The organism is Rossellomorea sp. DA94 (genome assembly GCF_029834455.1).
Lineage (GTDB): Bacteria > Bacillota > Bacilli > Bacillales > Bacillaceae_B > Rossellomorea > Rossellomorea vietnamensis.
Map to the genome: position 1 here is coordinate 1,505,105 of NZ_CP122397.1, position 23,384 is coordinate 1,528,488.

Sequence of the window (23,384 nt, forward strand, 5' to 3'; positions counted from 1 at the left end):
CATCTACCGTTTTTTCTTCATTAAATGGACAAACCCTGTGTAAACATAAACGTGTATACTAATGGATGAGTGGTACATAATGGTGATACATTAAAAAATGCATAAAGGAGGATTTATTATGAAAAAAATAAGTTTGTTTATGCTCGTGGGTTTTCTCGCGTTATTATTCGCTGCATGCGGTAATTCAAATGAAGATAACGGAGCAAAAGACGACGAGAAATTAGAACCAATCGAGGCAAAATTAGACGTACCTGAAAAGGGGGAGAAGGGTCAAACTGTTTCTTTTTCCACGAAAGTCACACAAGGTGATGAGAACGTCGAGGATGCCGATGAAGTGAAATATGAGATTTGGAAAAATGATCATAAAGAAGAAAGTGAAATGATTGAAGGGAAGCACGACAAGGACGGGGTATACAAGGCAGAAAAGACGTTTGAAGAAGATGGCATGTATACCGTACAGGTTCATGTGACCGCCCGCGACATGCATACGATGCCAAAGACAGAGATTGCAATTGGTGATGTAGAAGAAGGAGAGCATGAGGAAGCGGGAGAGGATCACCATCATGGCCAGCATGAAAGTACCGTATCTATTCATCTTATGAAGCCTGACAGTATTAAAGCCGGGGAAGAATCAGAAATGATGGTCCATGTTGAAAATGAAGAAACTGCACTGGAAGATGCCAGGGTTCGTTTTGAAATTTATCAGGACGGTCAGGAGAAACATGAGTGGGTGGACCTGGATCCGGGTGAAGCCGGCAAGTATAGCGGTTCCTATACATTCCCTGAAAAAGGTTCTTATAATGTACAGGTTCACGTAACCAAAGGAGAAGAAATTCACGAACACACCATGGAAACAGTAGACGTACAATAATCATAAAAAGGATGCTCTTCATTTTGAAGAGCATCCTTTTTAGTACCCCTTGATTTTCATGCGCTTAGTATTCGTAGTCAGTCGTACATTTTTCGCAATAAATGCCGTAGCATTCATGTTGCTCCTCAATTGTATCTCCACATTGTGCACAAGACTTAGGCGGCAAATTTCGAAAGAACTCAACAATATTTTTTACCATGTTCATCACCCTCCGTAAATTTGTATTCACCCATCAATTGTTCGTGTTATATAACTGATGTGTTAATTTATTTTATTGTATTATAACAGTATGAGTTTCGTCAACAATAAATTCTAAAATGGGCGGAAAAAATGAAAAAATAGGCACAATGAAGTATAGTAGGGGGACAGACTAAAGTGAAAGGCGTTGTTCAGACATGAAGTTAACCGTTATTGGTCAATGGGGCGGATATCCGAAAGCAGGAGAAGCAAGCACCGGGTATTTACTTGAAGCTCATGGCTTCAAACTGCTTATCGACTGTGGAAGTGGTGTATTATCCCAACTTCAGCACCACATAGAAGCAACAGAGTTGGATGCGGTCCTTCTGTCCCACTATCATCCTGATCATGTGGCAGATATAGGTGTACTACAACACGCATTACTGATTCAATACTTCCTGGGGAAAAACAAAGGTACACTGCCTGTATATGCCCATAGGGAAGATCAGCAAGGATTCAGTTCCCTTACATACAAAGATTTGATGACAGCCCATGAGTATACTGAGGACTCTTCTTTATCCGTTGGTCCCTTCACGGTAACGTTTGTGAAATCCAAGCATCCCGTTCCATGTTACGGAATGAGAATCGAAGCAGATGGAAAATCCCTCTTTTATACAGCAGATTCAGCCTTCAGGGAAGAATTCATTTCATTCGGGCAGGATGCTGATGTGCTTCTGTGTGAATGTAATTTCTATGGTGATATGGATGCCTCGAATGCTGGTCATATGACTAGTCTGGATGCCGGAAAACTTGCTCAGAAAACCGGTGCACGCAACCTCATCCTCACCCATTTGCCTCATTTCGGTGACTTGGAGCAGTTGATGACAGAAGCGAAAACAATTTATAGCGGTAATGTATCATTAGCAAAAAAAGATATGGTAGTAGAAATTTAGGAGGGAAAACGATGTTATTTATTGATAATAAAGGAATCACAGATCCGCGGATCAATCTTGCTATAGAAGAATATGCACTGAAGAACTTAGATATTAATGAGAGTTATTTATTATTTTACATCAATGAACCTTCCATCATCATCGGGAAGAATCAAAATACAATTGAAGAGATCAATACAGATTACGTAGAAAAACAGGGACTTCACGTCGTACGCCGCCTTTCCGGTGGGGGAGCCGTGTATCATGACCTTGGGAACCTGAACTTCAGCTTTATCACGAAAGATGATGGGGAGAGCTTTCACAATTTCAAAAAGTTCACTGAGCCTGTTGTAACGGCTCTCCACAAACTCGGGGTGAAAGCAGAGCTGAGCGGTCGTAACGATATCATCGCAGAAGGCAGAAAGATCTCAGGCAATGCCCAGTTCTCCACTAAGGGTAGGATGTTCAGCCACGGAACGCTGCTGTTCGATTCCGAAATGGAAAACGTCGTGTCCGCTCTCCGGGTGAAAAAAGACAAGATCGAATCAAAAGGAATCAAATCAATCCGGAGCCGTGTGGCCAATATTTCAGAATTCCTGGCTGAACAAATGACGATAGAAGAGTTCCGCTCAACCCTCCTTGATTTTATCTTCGACGGAAGCGACGTAGAAGAATATGTCCTGACGGAAGAAGACTGGGAGAATATCCATAAGCTTTCAAAAGAACGCTATCAGAACTGGGATTGGAACTATGGGAAGTCACCAAAATTCAATCTCCAGCATTCCCACCGCTTCCCGGTCGGTTCCATCGATGTCCGACTCGAAGTGAATAAAGGGAAGATCGATAACTGTAAAATCTTCGGTGATTTCTTTGGGGTTGGAAATGTAGAGGACATTGAAGAAAAGCTGGCTGGTACTCGCTACGAGCGAAAGGACATTGCCGGGGCATTGGAAGGTGTTGATATCCAACACTATTTCGGTAATATCACGAAGGATGAATTCGTTGATTTGGTGTATTGATATAAACGGAAGAACCGTCCAAATTGGGCGGTTTTTTTGCATCAATATACTTGTATTAATACTATTCTTTATATAGAATATATTTTGAATACTTTTAATAGTTTGATGAATGACCATTCATTCAGTTTGTTGAAAAGGGGAGGGATACAATTGAATATTGCTACACGGTTAGACCAAATCGCTCAAGAGAAAGCAGATAAAACAGCTTATCATTTCTTAAATACTTCAAGTACATACGGGGAATTGAATGGTGCTGTATCGAAATTTGCAAGCGGCTTAGAGCAATTGGGTCTGAAAAAGGGAGATCATATCGCGCTTGTATTGGGGAATTCACCGCATTTTGTCATCGGATTATATGGTGCACTTCGTCTTGGATTAAAGGTCATCCCGATCAATCCGATCTATACTCCTGATGAGATTGGATATATTCTGAAAAATGGTGATGTGAAGGCCATTCTCACACTTGATCTACTCGTGCCATTAATCGAGAAGATGCAGCATCTGTTATCGGATGTCGAGCACTTCATCCTGTGTGAATCAGGAGATGAGCGGGCAAAGGATATTGACTTAGAAAACATTTCTCTTGCTTACCCTAAAATGAAATCGTTTACAAGTGTTTTGGGCAAAGGGGACCCCGGATTCAAAGGTGAGACGGTGGATGAGAATGAAGTGGCCATCATTCTGTACACTTCCGGAACAACAGGGAAACCAAAAGGTGCCATGCTCACTCATAAGAATATTTATTCCAATGCGACCGACGTCGGGAGCTATTTACGAATGAATGAAGATGATACCGTCATTACCGCTCTGCCAATGTTCCATGTATTCTGTTTAACAGTGGTCCTGAATGCACCACTTTTGAGAGGGGCTACCCTGTTAATCGTCCCGCGCTTCAGTCCAAAGGCCATTTTTGAATTATCAAAGGCGTTTCAACCAACCGTATTCGCCGGAGTACCGACCATGTACAACTTCCTGTTTCAGTATCCAGATGGAAACCCGGAGGATCTATCATCGCTTCGTCTCTGTATTTCAGGAGGCGCTTCCCTGCCGGTGGCTCTCTTGAAAAACTTTGAAAAGAAATTCAATGTCATGATTTCTGAAGGATATGGATTATCCGAAGCGTCACCTGTGACCTGCTTCAACCCGCTGGATCGACCAAGAAAACCCGGATCGATCGGAACATCGATCATGAACCTGGAGAATAAAGTCGTCGATGAAATGGGAGAAGAAGTCCCTGTAGGACAGGTCGGTGAGCTGATTGTCAAAGGCCCGAATGTCATGAAGGGATATTACAAGATGGAAGAAGAAACCGCCGCAACGATCCGTGACGGATGGTTATATACCGGGGACCTTGCCCGCATGGACGAAGATGGCTACTTCTACATTGTGGACCGTAAAAAAGAACTGATTATCGTAGGGGGGTACAATGTTTACCCTCGTGAGGTGGAAGAAGTGCTATACAATCATCCCGGTATCGTGGAAGCAGCGGTCATCGGTGTCCCGCATCCCGAATTGGGTGAAGCCGTCAACTGCTATGTTGTAAAAAGCGATCCATCCCTGACAGAACAGGGTGTGCTGGAATATTGTAAAGAGCATCTTGCGAAATACAAGCTCCCGGCATCCATCGAGTTCCTGGATGAACTGCCGAAGAACACAACGGGAAAAATTTTAAGAAGAGCGTTAAAAGAGCAAGTCCTACAGTCCTAAAGAAAGAAGATGTTCAGTGGATCACTGAGCATCTTTTTTCTTTATTTCATAGCTTTACTGGCCTGTAATAACTTGGATTCACCTTTTTCCCACGTCTCAACCTGCTCAATTGCCTGCTCTGGAGTGAATCCCTGCCCGACTAATACACCGGATAAGATAAATTCCTGGAAGAGGTGGGTCAGATTGATGCCTTCTTCCACTTCAGATAAGGCACGGGAGTGGTTGAATATACTCAACCCACTGATCCGGAAGACTTTTCGTTTCACGGTGGTATGGATTGAAGCTTTGACTGGCCTGTTGATGCTGGAGGTAAGGGTTTTGATTATACGGATGATGCATCATATCGTACAACTCCTTTATGGGTTGATGTCACGATAGTTTATGCATTTGCCCGGGAAGTGTTCAGTCCTTTTAAAAAATGAAAGGGTTTTCTCGATTCGTGTCGAATCATACATAAGGAGGAAACACTTAAACAAAGGGGAGAACAAACATGGAATCCATTTTACTGGAACAAAAGGGCAACGTTGCAACGGTCACCATCAACAGGCCGGATGCCATGAACGCCTTTAATTACGATACACTGAACGAACTGCAGCAGGTAGTCGAAGCACTCCGCATCAATCCGGACGTCCGGGTCGTCATTTTTACCGGAAGCGGGGAAAAAGCTTTCTCAGTCGGTGCTGATCTTAAGGAACGAAAGACCTTGACTGAACAACAGGTCATCCGTAATGTTTATAAGATCGGGGAGGTCTTCCAGTCTGTCGCCACCCTTCCGCAGCCGACCATCGCCGCCATGAATGGCTACGCATTCGGCGGAGGGATGGAACTTGCCCTTGCCTGCGATTTCCGGATAGCTGTAGCTGGTACGACAATGGGGCTTACCGAAACTAGCCTCGCCATCATACCGGGAGCAGGAGGGACTCAGCGTCTGCCGCGACTGGTCGGTGAATCCAAAGCCCTCGAACTTATCCTGACGGCTAAACGTTTAACTTCGGAAGAAGCATTGGAAATCGGGCTTGTTACAAAAGTAGTAGAAAAAGAGAATTTCATGGGGGAAGTCCATGGATTCGTGGAACCGATGCTGTCGAATGGACCGGTTGCCCTGCAGCAGGCAAAGTTTGCCGTCAAGAATGGGATGAACGTGGACTTGCAGACAGGTTTGCAGTTTGAGAGAAAAGCATATGAAATCACAATACCCACTGAAGATCGTGTGGAAGCTTTACTGGCATTCAGTCAGAAGCGGAAGCCTGAGTTTAAGGGGAAGTGAATCGAACATTTTGACTGATCGAGCTTTTACGTGAGTAGGAGATCTGCTGTGGAGCCAGCTTGGCTCTCGTGGCGGATCTTTTTTATGGTTGGGGCCAGGGGGAGATTCACTTTCAAAAATAGAAGAACTGCCACAGTGTTTTGAAGAGCTGGGTACAGGGAAGTTTTCTTCCCATAAAGGTTTTGGAGGTTCCCATGGAGCCTCTTTCTTTACGCGGGTCTATCTTAAAACCAAAATTCATGTAAAATAAACAATCATACCAAACTGCACAGGAGTGACGCCCGTGAAAAAGAAGAAGCTTAAACTAAGTACCATCATCATTCTTTTCGTATGTGTCGTTGTCCTCATTTCCCTTGTCATAACCGATCTGCTGATTACAAGGACGATCAATGATAATATTGAAGCGAATATTGAAGAAAAAGCTAAGATTGTTTCAAGGACGGTGGCCCACTCGACGATTGTGAAGAACGGCCTTCAGAATCCAGAAAAGGAAGACAGCATACAAGAATACGCTTTGGATATCCAAGAATCAGCAGAGGTCCTGTTTGTTGTGGTGATGGACATGGAGGGCATACGGAAATCACATCCCGATCCTGATCGGATTGGCAGGCACTTTGTCGGTGGGGACGAGAAAGATGTGTTGGAAGGTAAAGAAAGCCTGTCCATTTCTGAGGGCACGCTTGGTAAGTCTGTGAGGGCTTTTTCTCCCGTTTACAATGAGAAACACGAACAGATCGGGGCAGTGTCTGTCGGGATTTCCCTAAAAAGTGTAGAGGAAGCGCTTAATCAAAGCCACTACAATATATTATTGGGTTCGGCTCTCGGAATCATTGTGGGGATTATAGGCGCAATCTTCATTGCCCGGTACATAAAGAGAATCTTATTTGGGCTTGAACCCTTTGCGATTGCGAAGATCTTAGAGGAGCGGAATACGATGCTCCAGTCGGTCCATGAAGGAGTGGTGGCTGTGAATAAGGATACCACCATTTCCCTTGTGAATAAATCAGCGCTGAAAATTTTCAATAAAGCTGGACTGAGTTCTGATCCGATAGGTATGCCCATTAAGGAATACATGCCGCACACCCGTCTTGAACGGGTGATGGAGACGGGGAAACCCGAGCTTGACGAAGAGCAGACAATCAACGGGGTATCAATACTCGTGAACCGGGTTCCATTAATCGTCAATGATGAGGTAGTCGGAGCGATCTCTACCTTCCGTGATAAGACGGAAGTAAATCAGTTGGCGGAACAACTAACCGGTGTAAAATCATATGCGGAAGCTCTACGGGCTCAGTCACATGAATTCATGAATAAGATGCATGTCATTATGGGACTCGTAAAGATGAAGGATTACAGCCACTTAGGCCGGTATGTGAAAGAACTTGTTTCCTTCCGTGTCGACGAAGTGAGCAGGGTGACCTCGAAGGTGAAAGACCCTGCCCTGGCCGGCTTTATCATGGGGAAACTGAGCTACGCGAGGGAAAAGAACGTTAGGTTAACCATCGAATGTCACGATTTTCTTCCGGAACCAAGGAACCCGGCCGTTACCCATGAGCTGATCACCATCATTGGAAACCTATTGGATAATAGTATTGATGCAACGATGGGTTGTGAGGAAAAGGAAGTGTTGATGGAGGTGTTTTTTGAGGATGGTCAGCTTGAAATCGTAGTGACGGATACAGGAATAGGGATGCCGGAAGACATGGTTGAGGATATTTTCATCAAGGGGTATTCTTCTAAGGGAGAAGGACGGGGCTACGGTCTTTTCCTGGTGAAAGAGAGTATCGGTAAGCTGAATGGGACCCTGCATGTTGAATCGAAGGAAGGTTCGGGAACGACCATGATCGTTCAGGCTTCATATAAGGAGGCGATGAAAGGTGATTAATGTATTGATCGTGGAAGATGATCCAATGGTGGCCCGGTTTAATCAAAGGTATCTGGAAGAGATCGATGGATTTCAATTAATCGGCATTTCGAATTCCATTGAAGATGCCATGGAGAAGATCAATGAGTTGAAGGTCGATTTGATATTATTGGATGTTTATTTGCCCGGGAAGCAAACGGGAATGGACTTATTGGAGCAAATTCGCATGGAACAGCGGAAAATGGATGTCATCCTCATCACAGCGGCATCAGAAGTCGAGAATATTCAAAGTGCCCTCAGGATGGGCGTGGTCGACTATTTAATCAAGCCCTTTGAATTCGAACGGTTTAAAAAAGCGTTGACGTCTTACCGGGAGAGTAATCACATTCTTCAAAAGCATTCTATCATCGAACAAGGCGAACTGGATTTGCTTTTATTACGGGATGTCCAGGAAACCCGGGAGAAGATGTCCCTTCCTAAAGGGTTGGCGAGAAGTACATTGGCGTCTATTTATCAAGAGCTTGTCAGTTTCGAAGAAGAGTCATTTTCAACAGATGATATAGCGGGGGTGACGTCCATTTCACGGGTGTCGATCAGAAAGTACCTGAGGTTCTTGAAAGAAATCGGGGTTGTGGATGAAACTTTGGTCTATGGAATCGGAAGGCCGGTATATCAGTATTCGTTGAAAAAAATGAATATCCCGAGAATCGAAAGTTATTTATAAGCAGCTTATGGCTGCTTATTTTAATTTCAAAAAACAAACAATAGTTTCATAATCTATGAAATCATAAAGCGTTTTCATAAAATGAGTATCATGTAAGCGGTTGCTAAAGTGCGATTACAGGGGTGTAAGGAAGTGAGTACTGGAAAGAGTGGTACAGTATTCAGCTCGTACTTATAAATCGACAAAGGGGATGAACAAAATGGGACAACCTGCATCAACACTTTCATATGAAAATGGGAAAACAAAAGAGGATGTGACGGATACGAAAGATCGTTCTCTTAAAATCTTTAGTATGCCGATCCTTTGGTTCCTGGTCTTCGCGGGGATTACGCTGGTTAGCATGTACACGGGGAATCTGCCGGGAGGGATGATCGGAAGCCTTCTCGTCATGATGGTCCTTGGTGAATTATTTGGATGGGCAGGAGACCGTACCCCCATCGTAAAAACATTCCTTGGAGGAGGTGCCATCATCGCGATTTTCGGCGCGGCTTATATGGTCTATGCCGGATTGCTTCCTGAAACCACGGTCACATCCATGACCGACTTTATGAAGTCAGGTGGATTCTTGAATTTTTATATTGCGGCGTTAATTACCGGAAGTATATTGGGGATGAATTCGAAAGTGTTGGTGAAGGTGGGCCTTCGCTACTTTCTCCCAATCTTCGGTGCAGTGGCCGGAGCGATCATTGTAGCCGGTATATTTGGATCTCTTGTCGGCTTTACCCTTAAAGAAGCGATCCTTGTCATTACCATGCCCATCATGGGTGGTGGAATGGGAGCCGGCGCAGTGCCGATGAGTCAGATCTATTCAGAAATGATGGGGAATGATCCGAGCTACTATATATCGATGCTTGTACCGGCACTTGCGTTGGGAAATGTATTTGCCATCATTCTCGCATCGGTTCTTGATATTATCGGGAAAAAGGTCCCTTCCCTGAGTGGAAACGGCCAGCTCATGAAAGGCTTTACCTATGAGAAAACAAAGCAGAAGTATCATATTGAGAAGATGGGAGTTGGCTTACTTGCTGCCCTGACATTCTTTACGGTTGGTACCCTGCTGGGATCCATTCTGCCTCTTCATCCTTATGCAATCATGATCATTCTGGTGGCAGTGGCGAAGATCTCAAATATCATTCCTCAAAATGTTGTAGAGGGAGCGAGTCAGTGGTATCAATTTGTAGCGGCTAACTGGACCTTCGCTTTACTATTCGGGATCGGTGTTGCGTACACGGATTTGAATACGGTCCTTGAAGCTTTGACTCTTCAATATATCCTGACCGTACTCGGAGTGGTCCTGGGGGCGATCATCGGTGCAGCGATCCTTGGGAAACTGGTCGGTTTTTATCCGATCGAAGCAGCCATCACCGCGGGACTGTGCATGGCGAATATGGGAGGAACAGGGGATGTTGCCGTGTTGTCAGCATCCAAAAGAATGGAGCTAATGCCATTCGCACAGATTTCTTCACGACTGGGTGGCGCATTGATCCTGCTGTTAGCCGGATTAATCATCCCACTCCTGTAAATATGGTACACTTAGGCTTGACTCTAGTAGTCAGGCCTATCTTTCATTTCAATAGATTGTGGTGACATAAATGGATGTAATATTGATTGTACTGCCTGCCTTACTGGTCTTTGCCGTTGGATATATGGGCCAAAAGAAACTTGGCTTTGAAATCAATTCGATTTCGAAGATGGCCATCTACTTAATGTATCCTTTCCTGGCGTTCAAGACCTTTTACGAAAATGAACTGAATATGGACTATCTTTATATTTTTCTCTTTTGCCTCGCACTTTGTGTCATATTGATTCTTTCCGTTAAAATAGTGGCTGCGTTCAGGAACTACTCAAAACCGAAAGAATCGGCCATGATCCTTTCCGGCGTTTTCATGAATTCGGGTAATTACGGTGTACCCATCATTCTGTTCGGGTTTGGCGAACTCGGTTTTCGCTATGCCGTCATCATGATGGTGATTCAATCTTTCCTTATGAATACGATCGGATTATACTACGCTATTAGCGGGAGTGACAAAGCAAGGGGAGCAAAGGAAATATGGATAAAGATCGTCAAGATGCCGATTTTATATGGAGCGTTTATCGGGCTTGCCTTCCAGGTATTGCACCTTCACGTTCCACTATTTCTACATCAAACGATCGATTTGATCTCACAAGCCACGATCCCTACAATCATGGTGGTCCTCGGGATGCAGCTGGCCACTCTTGGCGGGAAGAAAGTGGAGAGAAGCGCATTATCCTTCATCGTGATTATGAGAATGGTCGCTTCGCCCATTCTGGCATTGGCGATCGTCTCCCTGCTGCCGATTTCATCGACACTTGGTTCAATCCTTATTATATTGGCAAGCATGCCGACTGCTGCCAATACGACGATGTTTTCACTGCAATTCAATACGGAACCTGATCTCGTATCAGCAAGTACGCTGGTCACGACCCTTTTGAGTATCGTGACGATTCCGGTCATGTTGGCACTGGTTTCATAAGGTAAAACCACTTGAGTGTTTTCACTCAGGTGGTTTTTTTATGGAAGCTCATCTTTTGACAGATTCTGAAGAATCCATTACTATTGTAAAATAAATTCCAACCAAATCAATAAGATTAAGGAGGATTTGTTATGGCTGAATATGTTCAACCAATTAATGAACAAAAAGGTCCCGAGAAAAAGAGTACCGAATTGAACTCACCACAGACGTCATTAGTGGCTGGTGGGATCATCGTATCAGCGGTTCTTGGTCTCTACCTGCTCTTTACACAGGAAATCGCCCAAACCGTGCTTCTCGTTCTCGGACTTCTGTTAGGATATACATTATTTCATGCACGATTCGGCTTCACTTCTGCCTTCCGCAGGGTGATGTCTGTCGGAAACGGCCAGGCGATGCGTGCCCATATGGTAATGCTCGCCGTTGCGGTTACTTTGTTTGCACCAATTCTTGCTACAGGGTACACCTTTTTTGGAGGAGAAGCGACAGGCTATGTGTCACCAGTCGGTGTCAGCCTGATTGTTGGTTCCTTTCTGTTCGGGATCGGGATGCAGCTGGGGGGAGGATGTGCTTCCGGAACCCTTTATGCGATTGGCGGAGGGCGTTCCGTCATGTTCATCACGCTATTATTCTTTATTGTAGGTGCAACCGTCGGAGCGGCTCATCTTCCATTTTGGACAGAGGAGCTTCCTTCCTTTAAGCCGATCTCGCTGGCCACGTCTACAGGACTGGGTTATTTCGGCGCGTGGGTCGTGTCCATGTTATTCTTCGCATTCGTTGCATGGGTCACCCTTCGGATCGAAAAGAAGAAGAATCCTCCGCGCATGGCAGTTCTTCCGTCTGCAAAAGGGTGGAAGCGGATCTTCCGTGGATCCTGGCCACTTATTGCAGCTGCCATCGTTCTTGCGGTATTGAATGCCCTCACACTCATGACGCGGGGAAATCCATGGGGAATTACATCGGCCTTTGCGTTATGGGGATCCAAGGTTGCCGGAATGTTCGGTGTAGATGTTGCCAGCTGGGGCTATTGGTCAGGAGCCAATGCAGAGGCCCTTCAAGCATCAATCTTTGCTGATTCTACTACCGTATTGAACTTCGGTGTCATTCTTGGAGCATTCCTGGCCTCTGCAGCCGGAGGTTTGTTCCGCTTCAATAAGATCACTGGTAAAAATGCCATGGCATCGGTCATTGGCGGACTGTTGATGGGATATGGTGCCCGCTTGGCATTTGGATGTAACATCGGCGCGTACTTCGGAGGAATTGCTTCCTTCAGCCTTCACGGTTACATCTGGGGAGTTCTGGCCCTTGCCGGCACATTCCTTGCACTCTATCTTCGTCCTCTGTTCGGCTTGTCCGTTCCAAAACCGAAGGATACGTTCTGTTAATGGAAAGCGTGGGAATTTCTTGTTCCCACGCTTTATTTTTTATTAGAGATACCTTAATTCCTGTCTCAGGTAAGCACCGCGATCTTTAATGAACTGAAGGATGAAGGAAGGTTCCCGGTCATACACATCAATATCCCTCTGAAAATGGGGGTCCATCAGGATATAGGGTCTCAGGGAAGAGTGTAAGCTCATCACTTTGTCTTCAAGGTGTGTCACATTGAACGTCGTTTCAAGAATTTCCTCCAATATATCCTTATATCGTTTTCGGTAGCCCGATCGTTTCATTAGCTGTGTGGTCAGTTTGTTTTTCGTTTTCCCCGTAATCGGTACATAATCCCATTCCATGACCTCCCCGTTTACCCGTCTTCCAAATGTAGCGTCGTAATCCCACGGTATGATGGAAAATTGTTGATCCCTCCGGTTCAGATACAAAGCGTAGTTATGGGTGAATCCATCATTATTCATTGTACAGACAGCCCCGGCAAGCCACCTCAAGTAGTTTTCAATGTGTAAGAGCCGGGGGATTTCATGTTGGAAGGTTGAAGGTGAATTGATTCTCTTGATGAAGTGGATGAGGGTATGATCATCTTCCATATGTCCGAGTTTTCGCTGGTATCCTGATGTCAGGCCGCGTTTTCCCTTTTGTGAGAAGTCAGCTTTGTCGCTGACCGCATAATAGATCGTCCCCGGGGGAAGGTTTCTCTTTTTCAGGTAGATCTCATCCACCGATTCCAGCTGAAGGTATAAACCAAGGGGTTCCCCCTCCAGGGTAATGAATACATGCTGACTCTCCGGTGTGTGGATGCCCAGTTCCCTCATGAAATCGAGGGAGAGTTTATTCCGGAAATGGGAGGGATCAAGGGACTCTGCGTTCAGGTGCAGTTCTGAGGATTCATCCGGGTCTTGTTGTTTGCCAAATTCTATGTGATACGACTTTTTTTCCAGTTCCCGTGTATAGGATCCCCTGTACCGGATATGGATGTCATGTACGGCATCTTCTATTTTCAATTGAGCCGGAACAGAAGTGTTGCTCCATACATCACGTTCCAGCTCCCGTAAATCAGTATGATCGAATTGGAGGTCAAATGAGGGTAGGGAAGAAGTCATGTTCATTATTCTCCTCTCAACTTAAAGATGTAATAGTATATTGGTGGGTTCCAAAGTTTGACACGACGTGAGAAAAAAAAGCAGTCATGAAATGGAGGTTCCATTTCATGACTGCTTTACTCTTCCCCGTAATAAATGACCATTTGGCAGACAGCTTCCTGATTCGCTTCATTGGAGTATTGATGACCAGAGTCAGCGGCAAACCGAATCGAACTTCCTGCCGTCAACTCATACTTTTCCTCTGCAATCTTCAGGGTGATCTCTCCTGATAGAACTGTGATGTATTCTTCTACACCCTTCGTATGTCCTTCATTCCGATAGGTACAACCCGGTTTCATTTCCACCCGATAGCTTTCCCATTTCTTTAAGGGATCGAAAGGGAAGATGGGATACACAATGTAGTTGCCGTCATCTTCAAGCACAGGCTGCACGTCTTCATAATGAATGATGGACACCTGGCTGCTCGGCTTCTCAATGAGGGAAGAAAAGGATACCTTCAAGCCATTGGCAATCTTCCACAGAATGGCGACGGTAGGGTTCGAATCCCCACGTTCGATTTGACCGATCATTGCCTTGCTGACCCCTGTCCGCTCAGCCATTTGTTCAAGGCTGAATCCCCGTTCTCTCCGGATCTTTCTGATATTCTCACCAATTTGTATCGGGAAATTTTCCATGATAAAACTCCTCTTGTTTATTATAACGTCTATATGTATAATATAATAAATTATCAAAAAATTAAAATAGTGAATAACACTTATTATAAAGGATGTGAAGGGATGGAAGCACTTCTTTCTACGAAAAAAGTGAGTGACTTTCGCTATGGCCTGCAGGGTGGCATCAGCATTGCCATTGGATATATGCCTGTGGCCCTGACGTTTGGCTTGTTGGCACGCACAACCGGGCTTACAGTGACGGAGACGATCTTGATGAGCATGCTCGTGTTCGCAGGGGCTGCTCAATACATATCCTTGAGCCTGATTGCGGTGGGTACCGGAATGATTGAAATCATTCTAACAACGTTCATTGTAAACATCCGTCACTTTCTGATGTCTGCTTCGTTAAGTGAGAAACTTGAAGAAGACCGTTTGTTTAAAAAGCTTTTTTATGCGTTTGGCATCACGGATGAAACCTTCACGGTCATCAGTGTCAAAGAGGGGAAAGTGCGGACGGGGTTTGCCGTTGGGGTTATGCTCATTTCATACGGCAGTTGGGTCGTGAATTCCGGTGTGGGATATTTTATCGGAGAAATCCTCCCCGGTTTCCTCCAGGCCAGTATGACCATTGCTTTGTATGCCATGTTTGTCGGACTTCTCGTCCCTTCTATGAAAAAGAGCGTCAAGGTCACATTTTTAGCCGTTGTCGCAGGGGCTCTGAATAGCACCCTCCTATTTACGACAAACCTTTCAAACGGCTGGTCGATTGTGGCCGCCACGATTGCATCTGCCGTGATCGTTGAGGCAGTCATCATGCTGAAAGAAAGGGGGAAAACCATATGAATCCTGCCATTGTGTGGATGATCATTGGAATGGCCGTAGTGACATACATACCCAGAATGCTCCCTTTCCTCGTATTTAAGGGAAAGGAACTTCCACCTTTTTTTCAAGGAGTGCTGAAGAATGTCCCTTTTGCTGTCTTGGGAGCGTTGATTTTCCCGAGTATTCTTCTGATACAGGAAGGGAACCTCCTGTTTGGGGCAGTGGGGACGGTGGCTGCCTTTGCCATCGCGTTTTTGGGTGCCAACGTGATCCTTGTGGTGATCGGGGCGATCTCCGTTTTGTCTTTGTATTCGGTCTCTTTAATGTAGAGGGCTACGATTTAAATCGTGGCTTTTTTTTATGGAACCTGGACGTACTATATAAATTTGAAAAATGACAGATAAAAATTTATCCTGGCAGATATAATGAAGATATGGCGGATATGTGGTACGTAAATCACCAGAACGTCAGATAAACGATTTTCCCTTCCCGGACGGGACCATTTCATTCACCGTCCGTGTTTAGGTTCTAAAACTTTGGACAGGGTATTACATATAGTAGTGAAGACGAAGGGAGGAAGTATGTTGGCTAGAAAATGGGCGCTCAGGTCAATATTGGCTTACTTGCTATTAGGCTTATTTTTATATGTGTACTTATTTTTCCTGGCGGATTCCACTTTACCTGAAACGTATAAGGGAAGCAGTGCGGACCCGGCCACTTTTATGAATAATAAAGAAATTCTGTTGAGTGAGGACTTTTCCAAAATCAAGAATCTATTATTTTTCTTATCCACTCCGTATGAATGGTTATTCTATTTCCTGATCCTGATTTTCGGAGTATCCCGTGTGTTTGAAAAATGGGCGAGGGGGACCGTGAAGAATGGGTTCCTTCAAACGGCCATTTTCTTATTCTGGTTATCGATCTCTTCATTTGTGGCTATTTTCCCTTTGCAGTATATTTCATATAAGATTTCAAAAAGCTACCACATTTCCACTCAGACGTTTTCCATGTGGATGAAGGACGAAATCACGGATTTCTGGGTGAATTATCTGCTTATGTTCATCATCGTCTCAGTCCTGTATGCCTTGATGAAACGCTTTAAACAGCGCTGGTGGCTTGCCGCCTGGGCTTTGTCTGTGCCATTCACGATTTTCATGATGTTTGTTCAGCCTGTACTGATAGATCCCCTCTACAATGATTTCTATCCATTGAAGGATAAAGCATTGGAAGAGCAGATCCTCTCACTTGCAGACAGAGCCGATATCCCTGCTGATCACGTATTTGAAGTCGATATGTCAGAGAAGACCAATTCCCTTAACGCATATGTCACCGGGGTAGGGTCCAATTCAAGGATCGTCTTATGGGATACGACCCTTGAAAAGCTGACAGACAAGGAAATCCTCTTCGTCATGGCCCACGAAATGGCTCATTACGTGGAAAAGCATATCTATATCGGAATCGGGATCTATCTCGTTCTGTCCTTCTTCGGGCTATTCCTGACGGCTAAGCTGATGAGGGGCATCGTGGCCAATCACAGTGATGATTTGAAAGTTTCGAAAGTCTCGAACTTGAGTTCACTTCCATTATTTTTAATGATCACATCCATGCTGTTGTTTACGATCAGTCCACTCAGCAATTGGATTTCCAGGTACCAGGAAACGAGGGCGGACCGCTACGCCATCGAAATGACCGGTGATAAGGAGTCGGCCATCTCGTCCTTCCAGAAGTTATCGAAGGTGGGATTATCCCAAGTGAATCCGCCTCTGTTGGTGAAGATCTTCCGTTACGGACATCCTACAATGCTTGAACGCCTGTCGATGCTTGAGGAATATGAAGCGGAGAAGAAAAAAGAGTAAAGAGAAAAAAACGAGTCAAAGCTATATTGACTCGTTTTTTTTTATTTTTGAATGAACGGGGAAAGGATCAACCAGCTATGATAACAGAAAGATTAAGTAAAAAATGTTTTCTCTAAATTATAACTTTTATGGTAAAATAAGTAATATATCTAAAAGCTGGATCATGAAAATTGGATGGAGAGGTGGTAGGGGATGGAAGGAATCATACACCAAAAACTGTTGTTGTACTTTAGCAAGATTGCTTTTACTATGTTGGTGTTAGTGGGATTGCCATTTTGGAGTTATCTTGAAACTGGCCGCCCAATGATGGAATGGTCATTGATCATTGGGATATTGATCACTTTGATCATCATTTATACTTACGGTGGTGGTTATCGGTATCAGAGGATCCACAACTTGTTAAAAGGTAAAAAGAAGAAGAGATTCTATCACTCGATATCATTTTGGACAGCCTTGATTTACACTGTAGTCGTATTCTATTTAACAATAAAAGCTTATGGGGACATTTTCCATTGAAATCTTGAAGGCATAAAGAAAAAGGCCTGGTCACCCACTAGGCCTTTTCTCTTTTGCTGATAACCAGGTTTTTCGCTTTTTCCGTCATATAGGCGAAGATCACATCTTTATGGTGCAGGTTGGAGTTGGTTAGTTGTGTTTCCAGCCATTCCTTCGATTTTCCCAGGAGCTTCAAGTTCCTGGTTTGGATTTTTCCGTCCACTATGACCGAAATCGGCAGGCCTTCATCGTCGATCTTCAATTTGAGATGTTCCACTGTCACCGGCGTATTTTCTACCTTGGGGATAATGCTCACTTCACCGATGGGCTCGAGCATCGCATAGTCCACATCTGAAATCTTCGGGTATCCTTGAGATCTGAGGATGGATGTTAATTGAATGAGTGAGATCTTTGACTTTTCCAGGTTATCTTCCAATATTTCCCCGTCTTTTATTAACAATGTAGGCTCTCCCAGGAAGAACCGGTTTCCCCATTGACTTAACGTAAGGAATGAAAACAGCACATGGAGTCCGACAAGAAAGACGAGGGCTGTGATGGTCGGCCAGAATTTTGTTGAAATCAATGGTTCAGAGGCAATGGTCCCGACGATGATGATGGCCACCAGGTCATAAGGGGTCATCTGGACGATTGTAGACTTACCCATCAGCCTCATAGCCGCTATGGTGATCAGGTAGAGGACCAGAACTTTTATCAATAGGATCATGATGATTCGCTCCATCGTGTATAGATTCCCCATTAGGATTAGCCAATGGGGAGGAAGTCATGCACGTGAAGGTACCAAAGGCCCGTCCGATAAAAAGGGAATGGCTGACTCGGGAGGTGGAGTCAGCCATTTATGATTATCCGTAACTTACGTTCAATTCATTTAATTCCTTTGATAATTTCATGAACAGTGCTTTATCCTTTGTATCCAGGGCGGCATCAATGTCAATTAAGAGCTTGGATTTCTGTGTCATTAAAATGCTTTCATGCAGGACCATATCGATATAGATTTCCATTACGCTTCTTTCAGCGGCTTTCTTCCGGGTCATGGCAGCGGCTTTCATCATTTCTGTATAGGACTTTTTGCTTTCCATATACGTCACCCCTGAATTCTTTTTATTAGTATATGGGGTAAGTAGTAAAAATTCAACCAAAAAATTAAATATTCTGATAATTTTTTATTCATAAAACAGTAAAAGGGGATAAATATCAGAATTTTTAAAAATATGAGAGACAACCCTCGAAATTTGTGGTATTATTTTGGTGAAAAATGTAAATGGAGGCGATGAAATGAGAGAAAAATCTCGAATTATAGAAGAATATGAAGTGAATCCCCATACGATGATCCTTCAGCCTATGGAATATGGCGCCAGGACATTTACGAAAATAATAGAGGTGGATGACGTATTGATTTCTCCGTTTAAACCCTTTGATATCCTCAAGAAAAGTTGTGAATTCTTTGGCTGTTCTTATGAAGGCAGGAAAGAAGGTACGAAGAAACTTACGGGTATCATCTACAAAGCCCCCATCATGGTCAACCCTGATATGTCCATTTATCTATTCCCGACATCCTCTCCAGTAAAGCAGGAATGTGCATGGATTTCCCACTCCCATGTCCGGGGATATGAACGGTTGACAAATGGATCAACACGAATCTTCCTGCAAAACAATGAATCCTGTACGGTTCCCATTTCTTACAGTTCTTTTGAAAACCAAATGCTCCGCACCTCGGATCTACGCATTGCCTATACACAGCGGATCGCTGAAATGGAAAGTAAATATAATACGAAGGTCCAGAGTGAAATGAATAATGTAAAAACGTTCTATTTGAATCGACATATACACAAAACCGATGCGTGAGCCACTGTCACGCTTCTTTTGTTGTATCTGTCTTTGTTTCCGTGAAACGGCGGAACAGATAATGTCTCATTAAATCCTCCACCCGGTTCCGGAGGCGTGGATTGAAGTAATTATGGTGCTCTTCATATCCCTTATACAAAAACATGTACATCGTGAAAGCATCATCCGATTGAATCCGTTCCACCTTCATCTTATTCGTCCTCATATACTTTTTAACGTGGGCCAGTTCTCCCTGAATGACCTTCATCGTCTCCTCGATCATCTCTAAATACGGTCTCTTTAATTTAAATGGGCTGCTGTCGACGACTTGCAGGTCGCGATTCAATATCGTCAGCACCATGGGCAGATAGATTGCCTGCTCCAAAATATTCCGATCGGTCTCCGGTATCCTTGTCATATGAAAAGACTCCTTTTCACTTTGGTATAGAACGTGTGTTCGTATTTCATATTTTACGTTGATTTCAATTTACTTTCAATAGGGAAAATTGTAGAATTTGAATTTGTTTCTATTATGAAGGGGATCGCAGGTTTTTATCCGTGAAGGGATTCGCATTTTCAATGTCGAAAATATATAGGGTACAAAATGAAAGGAAGGTGCCGTAGCATGAAGAAAAGCATGGCCATAAAAGACCTTTATGAAATAAAGGCTGTATCGGATCCAAGGCTCTCACCGGGTGGAGATGAAGCTGTATTCGTTCAAACGGTGATGTGTAAAGAAAAAGATGAATATTTCTCAACCTTACATAGTATCGACCTAAAAGAAAAATCCATTCGTCAATGGACGTTTGGGGAACAGAGGATTTCGTCACCAAGATGGTCACCTGATGGAAGGAGGATTGCTTTCATCTCCAACCGGTCCGGTGTCAATCAGCTCTATCTCATCCGACGGGATGGAGGGGAAGCAGAGCGGGTCACGGACTGTCCGGTTGCGGTCTCGAATCCTGTGTGGTCCCCATGCGGTGAAAAGATTGCCTTAACCATTCGCTTAGAGAAAGGCGGAACGTTTGATCACAAAGACGAAAAAGAGGAAAAGCCAAAGCCTTTTGTAACAACAAGCATGAAATATAAAAGTGATGATCGCGGCTTCCATGATGATTCATATTCACAGATAGCATATGTGAATGTAGAAACGAAGGAAATGAAAAGGCTCACGGATGATGAACATGACTACACGCTTCATTCATGGTCCCCGGATGGAAAGTACCTTGCCGTATCGACAGACAGGAAAGAAGACAGGGACTTTTCATTCCAGTCCGATTTATATCTTTTTCACCTTGACACTGGAGAGATGAAACAAGTGAACGGGGAGCCGGGATACTACGGGGAAGCAAGCTGGTCTCCGGATGGCACGCACCTTGCCTATATTGGCCATAATCGTGAATTTGAAAACGCAACTCATAATAAGATATATATTCACGGACTTGAGACCGGATACTCCGTTTGCCTGACTGAAGGGATGGATGTGCCGGTAGGGGATTACCTTAACAGCGACAGCATCCAGGGCTCGTCACGGACGGGGATACAATGGTCTAAGGACAATGAAAGTTTTTACTTTCTGGCATCGGACTCGGGGAACACGGTCCTCTATTATGCTCACATCGAGGGGGCCATTTATCCTGCACTTTTACAGGAAGAGCAGCATGTCTACGGATTCGACCTGGATTCGGACCGCCAAACCATCCTGTTGGCAATGAGCAGACCGACAGAACCAGGGGAATTGTATACACTGCATGTCCCGACCGGAGAACTCACCACCATCACCCGTTTAAACGGGGATCTGCTTGCCGCGAGGGAACTGTCCTGTCCGGAATCGTTCATGTACAACGGGGCGAAAGATATGCCGGTCCAAGGCTGGATCATGAAACCTGCGGGATTTGAGGAAGGAAAGAAGTATCCCCTTATCGTGGAAATTCATGGGGGTCCTCATACGATGTACGGTAACACATTCTTTCATGAGTTCCAGGTCATCACAAACTCCGGCTATGCTGTCTTATACGTCAATCCCCGAGGAAGTCACGGCTACGGTCAGGAGTTCGTCGATGCCGTACGGGGTGATTATGGCGGAGGGGATTACGAAGATATCATGAAGGCAGTGGATTACGCACTGAAGAAATTTCCTTTCATCGATGAATCCCGCCTTGGTGTGACCGGTGGAAGCTATGGAGGCTTCATGACCAACTGGATCATCGGCCACAGCGACAGGTTCAAAGCAGCTGTGACCCAGCGATCGATCAGTAACTGGATCAGCTTTTATGGAGTGAGTGATATCGGCTACTATTTCTCCGAGTGGCAGATTCAAAGCGACCTTGGGGACGTTGAAACTTTGTGGAAGCACTCTCCCCTCGCCTATGTGAAGGATATGGACACTCCGTTATTGATCCTTCACAGTGAAAAGGATTACCGCTGTCCGATCGAGCAGGCAGAACAGTTATTCATCGCATTAAAACGGGAGAATAAAGAGACGAAGTTCGTCCGCTTCCCGGAATCCAACCATAACCTCTCCCGTACAGGAAAGCCATCCATGCGGGAAGCCCGTTTGCAGGAAATACTCGACTGGTTCGGGGAGCATTTATAGAGGATTGGGAGAACTGTCATTCCGGTGGGGATGGCAGTTTTTTTGAGGGAAACGGAATAGGGAGAGGGGGAACGGCCATCCTTAGACGTTCGACAGGTGGGCAAGGACCCGTCATGAAAAAAATTACCCTGCCGGATGAGGTTTACAATCCCCCGCTTTAGGAAAACGTGTATTAATAAAAACGACACGTCAAATTGCAATATGGAAATCCTGTTCCGGTGTGATATGATGAGAGAGTAAGAAGTGAAGGCGAAGTTCATGGTCGTTTAAGGGGAAACATATAATATGAATATCAATACGATAAAAAATTGGTTTACGCTTGAAAATATGATGGAATTGATTCAGCAATATCGTTCATTTGGACCGATTCCCGGAATCCTCCTCCCATTGCTGGAGGCATTTCTTCCGTTCCTGCCCCTGGTGGTGTTTGTGACGGCCAATGCGAATGCATTCGGTTTATGGTGGGGCTTTTTGTTCTCATGGATCGGTGCGACGCTTGGTGCCCTGATCGTCTTTCTTTTGGTAAGAAGATACGGGGAGACAAGGGTCTTTCGCTTCTTGAGGAAGAATAAGCAAGTGAATCGATTGACAAAATGGGTAGACAGGCATGGGTTTGGACCGCTGTTCATCCTTTTGTGTTTCCCGTTTACTCCGTCTGCGGTTGTAAATGTGGTGGCAGGATTATCCTCCATCAGCATTGCTCAATATATGCTGGCAGTGGTAACGGGGAAAATGGTGATGATATTCACCATTAGTTTTATAGGATATGATATTATATCATTAGTTAAACAACCAATTCGTACTGTAATCGTTGTGGCTATTATTTTTGTGTTATGGTTTATCGGAAAAAGAATTGAGATACATCTGAATAAGAAAATGGAATTAGACCAACGAATCGAACGGAAAAAGCAGGAGGAATCAAATTGAGAGAAGAGGTAAAAAGAGAAGGACTTGAATGGATCAAAGCCTTGGGAATTGGATTAATCATATTCATCATCATTCGGACCTTTCTCTTCTCCAACTATGTGGTGGAAGGCGAATCGATGATGCCGACACTGCAGGATGGAAATAAACTGGTTGTCAATAAAATCGGCTATCATATAGGAGAACTGGACCGCTTTGATGTAGTGGTGTTCCATGCAAATGAAAAAGAAGATTATGTGAAGAGGATCATTGGTTTGCCTGGTGATAAAATCGTGTACAAAGATGACAAACTTTATGTGAATGGGAAGTACTATCCAGAACCCTATTTAGAGAAATTCAAGCAGGAGTACATCGGCAGTAAGCTGACGGGTGATTTTACCCTGCAGGAAATCACAGGAGAAAAAACAGTCCCTAAAGGTAAGATCTTCGTTCTCGGGGATAATCGCAGGGGAAGTATGGATAGCCGCTATTTCGGATTTGTGGATCGTGAGCAGATTGTCGGGAAAGTGGACCTTCGCTATTGGCCGATCAATGAATGGGATGTACAGTTTAGAAAATAGAACGAAAAAGAAGGCGTCTCATGATGGGGACGCCTCCTTTTTTTGCCGATTATGTACTAGTTATCCACCTTTGACCAATATAAATATGATA

At 44.4% G+C, this 23,384-nt stretch carries 25 protein-coding genes; 18 read left to right on the forward strand and 7 right to left on the reverse strand.

Annotated features, from left to right (window positions below; all coding sequences use genetic code 11):
* The first annotated feature begins 118 nt into the window (after positions 1 to 118).
* Complete coding sequence (locus P8596_RS07945; protein ID WP_279726552.1) at positions 119 to 871, forward strand: FixH family protein; 753 nt, start codon at positions 119 to 121, stop codon at positions 869 to 871.
* 64 nt (positions 872 to 935) lie between these two features.
* On the opposite strand, the gene yhfH is transcribed toward P8596_RS07945, so the two are convergent.
* A complete protein-coding gene (gene yhfH, locus P8596_RS07950; RefSeq protein ID WP_079533738.1) occupies positions 936 to 1,070 on the reverse strand; it encodes a protein YhfH in 135 nt (44 codons plus the stop codon).
* Positions 1,071 to 1,266: 196 nt separating this feature from the next.
* Here yhfH and P8596_RS07955 point away from each other — a divergent pair, with 196 nt between their 5' ends.
* The 3 genes from P8596_RS07955 to P8596_RS07965 all read left to right on the forward strand — a co-directional run bounded on the left by P8596_RS07955 (position 1,267) and on the right by P8596_RS07965 (position 4,706).
* Positions 1,267 to 2,001 carry an MBL fold metallo-hydrolase gene (locus P8596_RS07955; protein WP_034763331.1) on the forward strand — a complete coding sequence of 245 codons (735 nt, stop codon included), beginning with the start codon at positions 1,267 to 1,269 and terminating at the stop codon, positions 1,999 to 2,001.
* An 11-nt stretch (positions 2,002 to 2,012) separates the two neighbouring features.
* The gene (gene lplA / locus P8596_RS07960) at positions 2,013 to 2,999 is read left to right on the forward strand and encodes a lipoate--protein ligase (RefSeq protein WP_224520521.1); all 987 of its coding nucleotides are present in this window, start codon (positions 2,013 to 2,015) and stop codon (positions 2,997 to 2,999) included.
* 150 nt (positions 3,000 to 3,149) lie between these two features.
* Positions 3,150 to 4,706 carry a fatty acid--CoA ligase family protein gene (locus tag P8596_RS07965; protein ID WP_229595767.1) on the forward strand — a complete coding sequence of 519 codons (1,557 nt, stop codon included), beginning with the start codon at positions 3,150 to 3,152 and terminating at the stop codon, positions 4,704 to 4,706.
* 41 nt (positions 4,707 to 4,747) lie between these two features.
* Here P8596_RS07965 and P8596_RS07970 read toward each other — a convergent pair whose 3' ends face one another.
* Complete coding sequence (locus tag P8596_RS07970; RefSeq protein ID WP_279726553.1) at positions 4,748 to 4,942, reverse strand: hypothetical protein; 195 nt, start codon at positions 4,940 to 4,942, stop codon at positions 4,748 to 4,750.
* 254 nt (positions 4,943 to 5,196) lie between these two features.
* Here P8596_RS07970 and P8596_RS07975 point away from each other — a divergent pair, with 254 nt between their 5' ends.
* The 6 genes from P8596_RS07975 (at position 5,197) to P8596_RS08000 (ending at position 12,438) form a co-directional block, all read left to right on the forward strand.
* The gene (locus tag P8596_RS07975; protein WP_279726554.1) at positions 5,197 to 5,973 is read left to right on the forward strand and encodes an enoyl-CoA hydratase-related protein; all 777 of its coding nucleotides are present in this window, start codon (positions 5,197 to 5,199) and stop codon (positions 5,971 to 5,973) included.
* A 283-nt stretch (positions 5,974 to 6,256) separates the two neighbouring features.
* The gene (gene dcuS, locus P8596_RS07980; protein ID WP_224520517.1) at positions 6,257 to 7,858 is read left to right on the forward strand and encodes a DcuS/MalK family sensor histidine kinase; all 1,602 of its coding nucleotides are present in this window, start codon (positions 6,257 to 6,259) and stop codon (positions 7,856 to 7,858) included.
* Positions 7,851 to 8,561: a response regulator gene (locus tag P8596_RS07985; protein ID WP_279726555.1), complete on the forward strand. Its 711-nt coding sequence runs from the start codon at positions 7,851 to 7,853 to the stop codon at positions 8,559 to 8,561. Before dcuS ends, P8596_RS07985 begins: the two co-directional genes overlap by 8 nt.
* Before the next feature lie 199 nt (positions 8,562 to 8,760).
* A complete protein-coding gene (locus tag P8596_RS07990) occupies positions 8,761 to 10,083 on the forward strand; it encodes a 2-hydroxycarboxylate transporter family protein (RefSeq protein ID WP_224520515.1) in 1,323 nt (440 codons plus the stop codon).
* A 70-nt stretch (positions 10,084 to 10,153) separates the two neighbouring features.
* A complete protein-coding gene (locus P8596_RS07995; RefSeq protein ID WP_224520514.1) occupies positions 10,154 to 11,056 on the forward strand; it encodes an AEC family transporter in 903 nt (300 codons plus the stop codon).
* Positions 11,057 to 11,187: 131 nt separating this feature from the next.
* Complete coding sequence (locus P8596_RS08000; protein ID WP_224520513.1) at positions 11,188 to 12,438, forward strand: YeeE/YedE family protein; 1,251 nt, start codon at positions 11,188 to 11,190, stop codon at positions 12,436 to 12,438.
* Between the two features lie 42 nt (positions 12,439 to 12,480).
* Here the strand turns inward: P8596_RS08000 and P8596_RS08005 are convergent, their stop codons facing one another.
* Entirely contained in the window at positions 12,481 to 13,545 is a 1,065-nt protein-coding gene (locus tag P8596_RS08005) for a CotH kinase family protein (RefSeq protein ID WP_224520512.1), read from the reverse strand.
* Positions 13,546 to 13,661: 116 nt separating this feature from the next.
* Positions 13,662 to 14,219 (reverse strand): helix-turn-helix domain-containing protein, encoded by a 558-nt coding sequence (locus P8596_RS08010; protein WP_224520511.1) that lies wholly within the window; start codon positions 14,217 to 14,219, stop codon positions 13,662 to 13,664.
* A gap of 102 nt (positions 14,220 to 14,321) precedes the next feature.
* Here P8596_RS08010 and P8596_RS08015 point away from each other — a divergent pair, with 102 nt between their 5' ends.
* From P8596_RS08015 to P8596_RS08030, 4 genes are all read left to right on the forward strand, one after another.
* On the forward strand, positions 14,322 to 15,041 hold the full coding sequence (locus P8596_RS08015; protein WP_224520510.1) for an AzlC family ABC transporter permease: 720 nt from the start codon (positions 14,322 to 14,324) through the stop codon (positions 15,039 to 15,041).
* Complete coding sequence (locus P8596_RS08020; RefSeq protein ID WP_224520509.1) at positions 15,038 to 15,349, forward strand: AzlD domain-containing protein; 312 nt, start codon at positions 15,038 to 15,040, stop codon at positions 15,347 to 15,349. The genes P8596_RS08015 and P8596_RS08020 overlap by 4 nt, the downstream gene beginning before the upstream one ends.
* 255 nt (positions 15,350 to 15,604) lie before the next feature.
* Positions 15,605 to 16,876 (forward strand): M48 family metallopeptidase, encoded by a 1,272-nt coding sequence (locus tag P8596_RS08025; RefSeq protein WP_224520508.1) that lies wholly within the window; start codon positions 15,605 to 15,607, stop codon positions 16,874 to 16,876.
* Positions 16,877 to 17,068: 192 nt separating this feature from the next.
* Entirely contained in the window at positions 17,069 to 17,392 is a 324-nt protein-coding gene (locus tag P8596_RS08030; protein WP_224520507.1) for a hypothetical protein, read from the forward strand.
* A gap of 37 nt (positions 17,393 to 17,429) precedes the next feature.
* On the opposite strand, the gene P8596_RS08035 is transcribed toward P8596_RS08030, so the two are convergent.
* Entirely contained in the window at positions 17,430 to 18,110 is a 681-nt protein-coding gene (locus P8596_RS08035; RefSeq protein ID WP_224520506.1) for a DUF421 domain-containing protein, read from the reverse strand.
* Between the two features lie 121 nt (positions 18,111 to 18,231).
* A complete protein-coding gene (locus tag P8596_RS08040; protein ID WP_034763355.1) occupies positions 18,232 to 18,468 on the reverse strand; it encodes an IDEAL domain-containing protein in 237 nt (78 codons plus the stop codon).
* 196 nt (positions 18,469 to 18,664) lie between these two features.
* Between P8596_RS08040 and P8596_RS08045 the strand changes: the two genes are divergently transcribed.
* A complete protein-coding gene (locus tag P8596_RS08045) occupies positions 18,665 to 19,234 on the forward strand; it encodes a competence protein ComK (protein ID WP_079533760.1) in 570 nt (189 codons plus the stop codon).
* A 7-nt stretch (positions 19,235 to 19,241) separates the two neighbouring features.
* Here the strand turns inward: P8596_RS08045 and P8596_RS08050 are convergent, their stop codons facing one another.
* Positions 19,242 to 19,631 carry a YhjD family protein gene (locus tag P8596_RS08050; protein ID WP_034763359.1) on the reverse strand — a complete coding sequence of 130 codons (390 nt, stop codon included), beginning with the start codon at positions 19,629 to 19,631 and terminating at the stop codon, positions 19,242 to 19,244.
* A gap of 207 nt (positions 19,632 to 19,838) precedes the next feature.
* Between P8596_RS08050 and P8596_RS08055 the strand changes: the two genes are divergently transcribed.
* The 3 genes from P8596_RS08055 to lepB all read left to right on the forward strand — a co-directional run bounded on the left by P8596_RS08055 (position 19,839) and on the right by lepB (position 23,293).
* Complete coding sequence (locus P8596_RS08055; protein ID WP_224520505.1) at positions 19,839 to 21,809, forward strand: S9 family peptidase; 1,971 nt, start codon at positions 19,839 to 19,841, stop codon at positions 21,807 to 21,809.
* Between the two features lie 285 nt (positions 21,810 to 22,094).
* Positions 22,095 to 22,736, forward strand: a complete 642-nt coding sequence (locus P8596_RS08060) for a TVP38/TMEM64 family protein (protein ID WP_224520504.1) — start codon at positions 22,095 to 22,097, stop codon at positions 22,734 to 22,736.
* Positions 22,733 to 23,293, forward strand: coding sequence for a signal peptidase I (gene lepB, locus P8596_RS08065; protein WP_034763363.1), 561 nt, complete (start codon positions 22,733 to 22,735; stop codon positions 23,291 to 23,293). Before P8596_RS08060 ends, lepB begins: the two co-directional genes overlap by 4 nt.
* Positions 23,294 to 23,384: the final 91 nt, after the last annotated feature.

Excerpts from the sequence above, each read along its gene's own strand:
- P8596_RS08020 (WP_224520509.1), top strand. The coding sequence starts at position 15,038 with ATGAATCCTGCCATTGTGTGGATGATCATTGGAATGGCCGTAGTGACA.
- P8596_RS08005 (WP_224520512.1), bottom strand. The coding sequence starts at position 13,545 with ATGACTTCTTCCCTACCCTCATTTGACCTCCAATTCGATCATACTGAT.
- P8596_RS07945 (WP_279726552.1), top strand. The coding sequence starts at position 119 with ATGAAAAAAATAAGTTTGTTTATGCTCGTGGGTTTTCTCGCGTTATTA.
- P8596_RS08045 (WP_079533760.1), top strand. The coding sequence starts at position 18,665 with ATGAGAGAAAAATCTCGAATTATAGAAGAATATGAAGTGAATCCCCAT.
- P8596_RS08030 (WP_224520507.1), top strand. The coding sequence starts at position 17,069 with ATGGAAGGAATCATACACCAAAAACTGTTGTTGTACTTTAGCAAGATT.
- P8596_RS08055 (WP_224520505.1), top strand. The coding sequence starts at position 19,839 with ATGAAGAAAAGCATGGCCATAAAAGACCTTTATGAAATAAAGGCTGTA.
- P8596_RS08010 (WP_224520511.1), bottom strand. The coding sequence starts at position 14,219 with ATGGAAAATTTCCCGATACAAATTGGTGAGAATATCAGAAAGATCCGG.
- P8596_RS08000 (WP_224520513.1), top strand. The coding sequence starts at position 11,188 with ATGGCTGAATATGTTCAACCAATTAATGAACAAAAAGGTCCCGAGAAA.
- P8596_RS08035 (WP_224520506.1), bottom strand. The coding sequence starts at position 18,110 with ATGGAGCGAATCATCATGATCCTATTGATAAAAGTTCTGGTCCTCTAC.
- P8596_RS08015 (WP_224520510.1), top strand. The coding sequence starts at position 14,322 with ATGGAAGCACTTCTTTCTACGAAAAAAGTGAGTGACTTTCGCTATGGC.
- P8596_RS08040 (WP_034763355.1), bottom strand. The coding sequence starts at position 18,468 with ATGGAAAGCAAAAAGTCCTATACAGAAATGATGAAAGCCGCTGCCATG.
- P8596_RS07955 (WP_034763331.1), top strand. The coding sequence starts at position 1,267 with ATGAAGTTAACCGTTATTGGTCAATGGGGCGGATATCCGAAAGCAGGA.
- P8596_RS07975 (WP_279726554.1), top strand. The coding sequence starts at position 5,197 with ATGGAATCCATTTTACTGGAACAAAAGGGCAACGTTGCAACGGTCACC.
- yhfH (WP_079533738.1), bottom strand. The coding sequence starts at position 1,070 with ATGGTAAAAAATATTGTTGAGTTCTTTCGAAATTTGCCGCCTAAGTCT.
- P8596_RS08060 (WP_224520504.1), top strand. The coding sequence starts at position 22,095 with ATGAATATCAATACGATAAAAAATTGGTTTACGCTTGAAAATATGATG.
- P8596_RS08050 (WP_034763359.1), bottom strand. The coding sequence starts at position 19,631 with ATGACAAGGATACCGGAGACCGATCGGAATATTTTGGAGCAGGCAATC.
- lplA (WP_224520521.1), top strand. The coding sequence starts at position 2,013 with ATGTTATTTATTGATAATAAAGGAATCACAGATCCGCGGATCAATCTT.
- P8596_RS07990 (WP_224520515.1), top strand. The coding sequence starts at position 8,761 with ATGGGACAACCTGCATCAACACTTTCATATGAAAATGGGAAAACAAAA.
- P8596_RS07995 (WP_224520514.1), top strand. The coding sequence starts at position 10,154 with ATGGATGTAATATTGATTGTACTGCCTGCCTTACTGGTCTTTGCCGTT.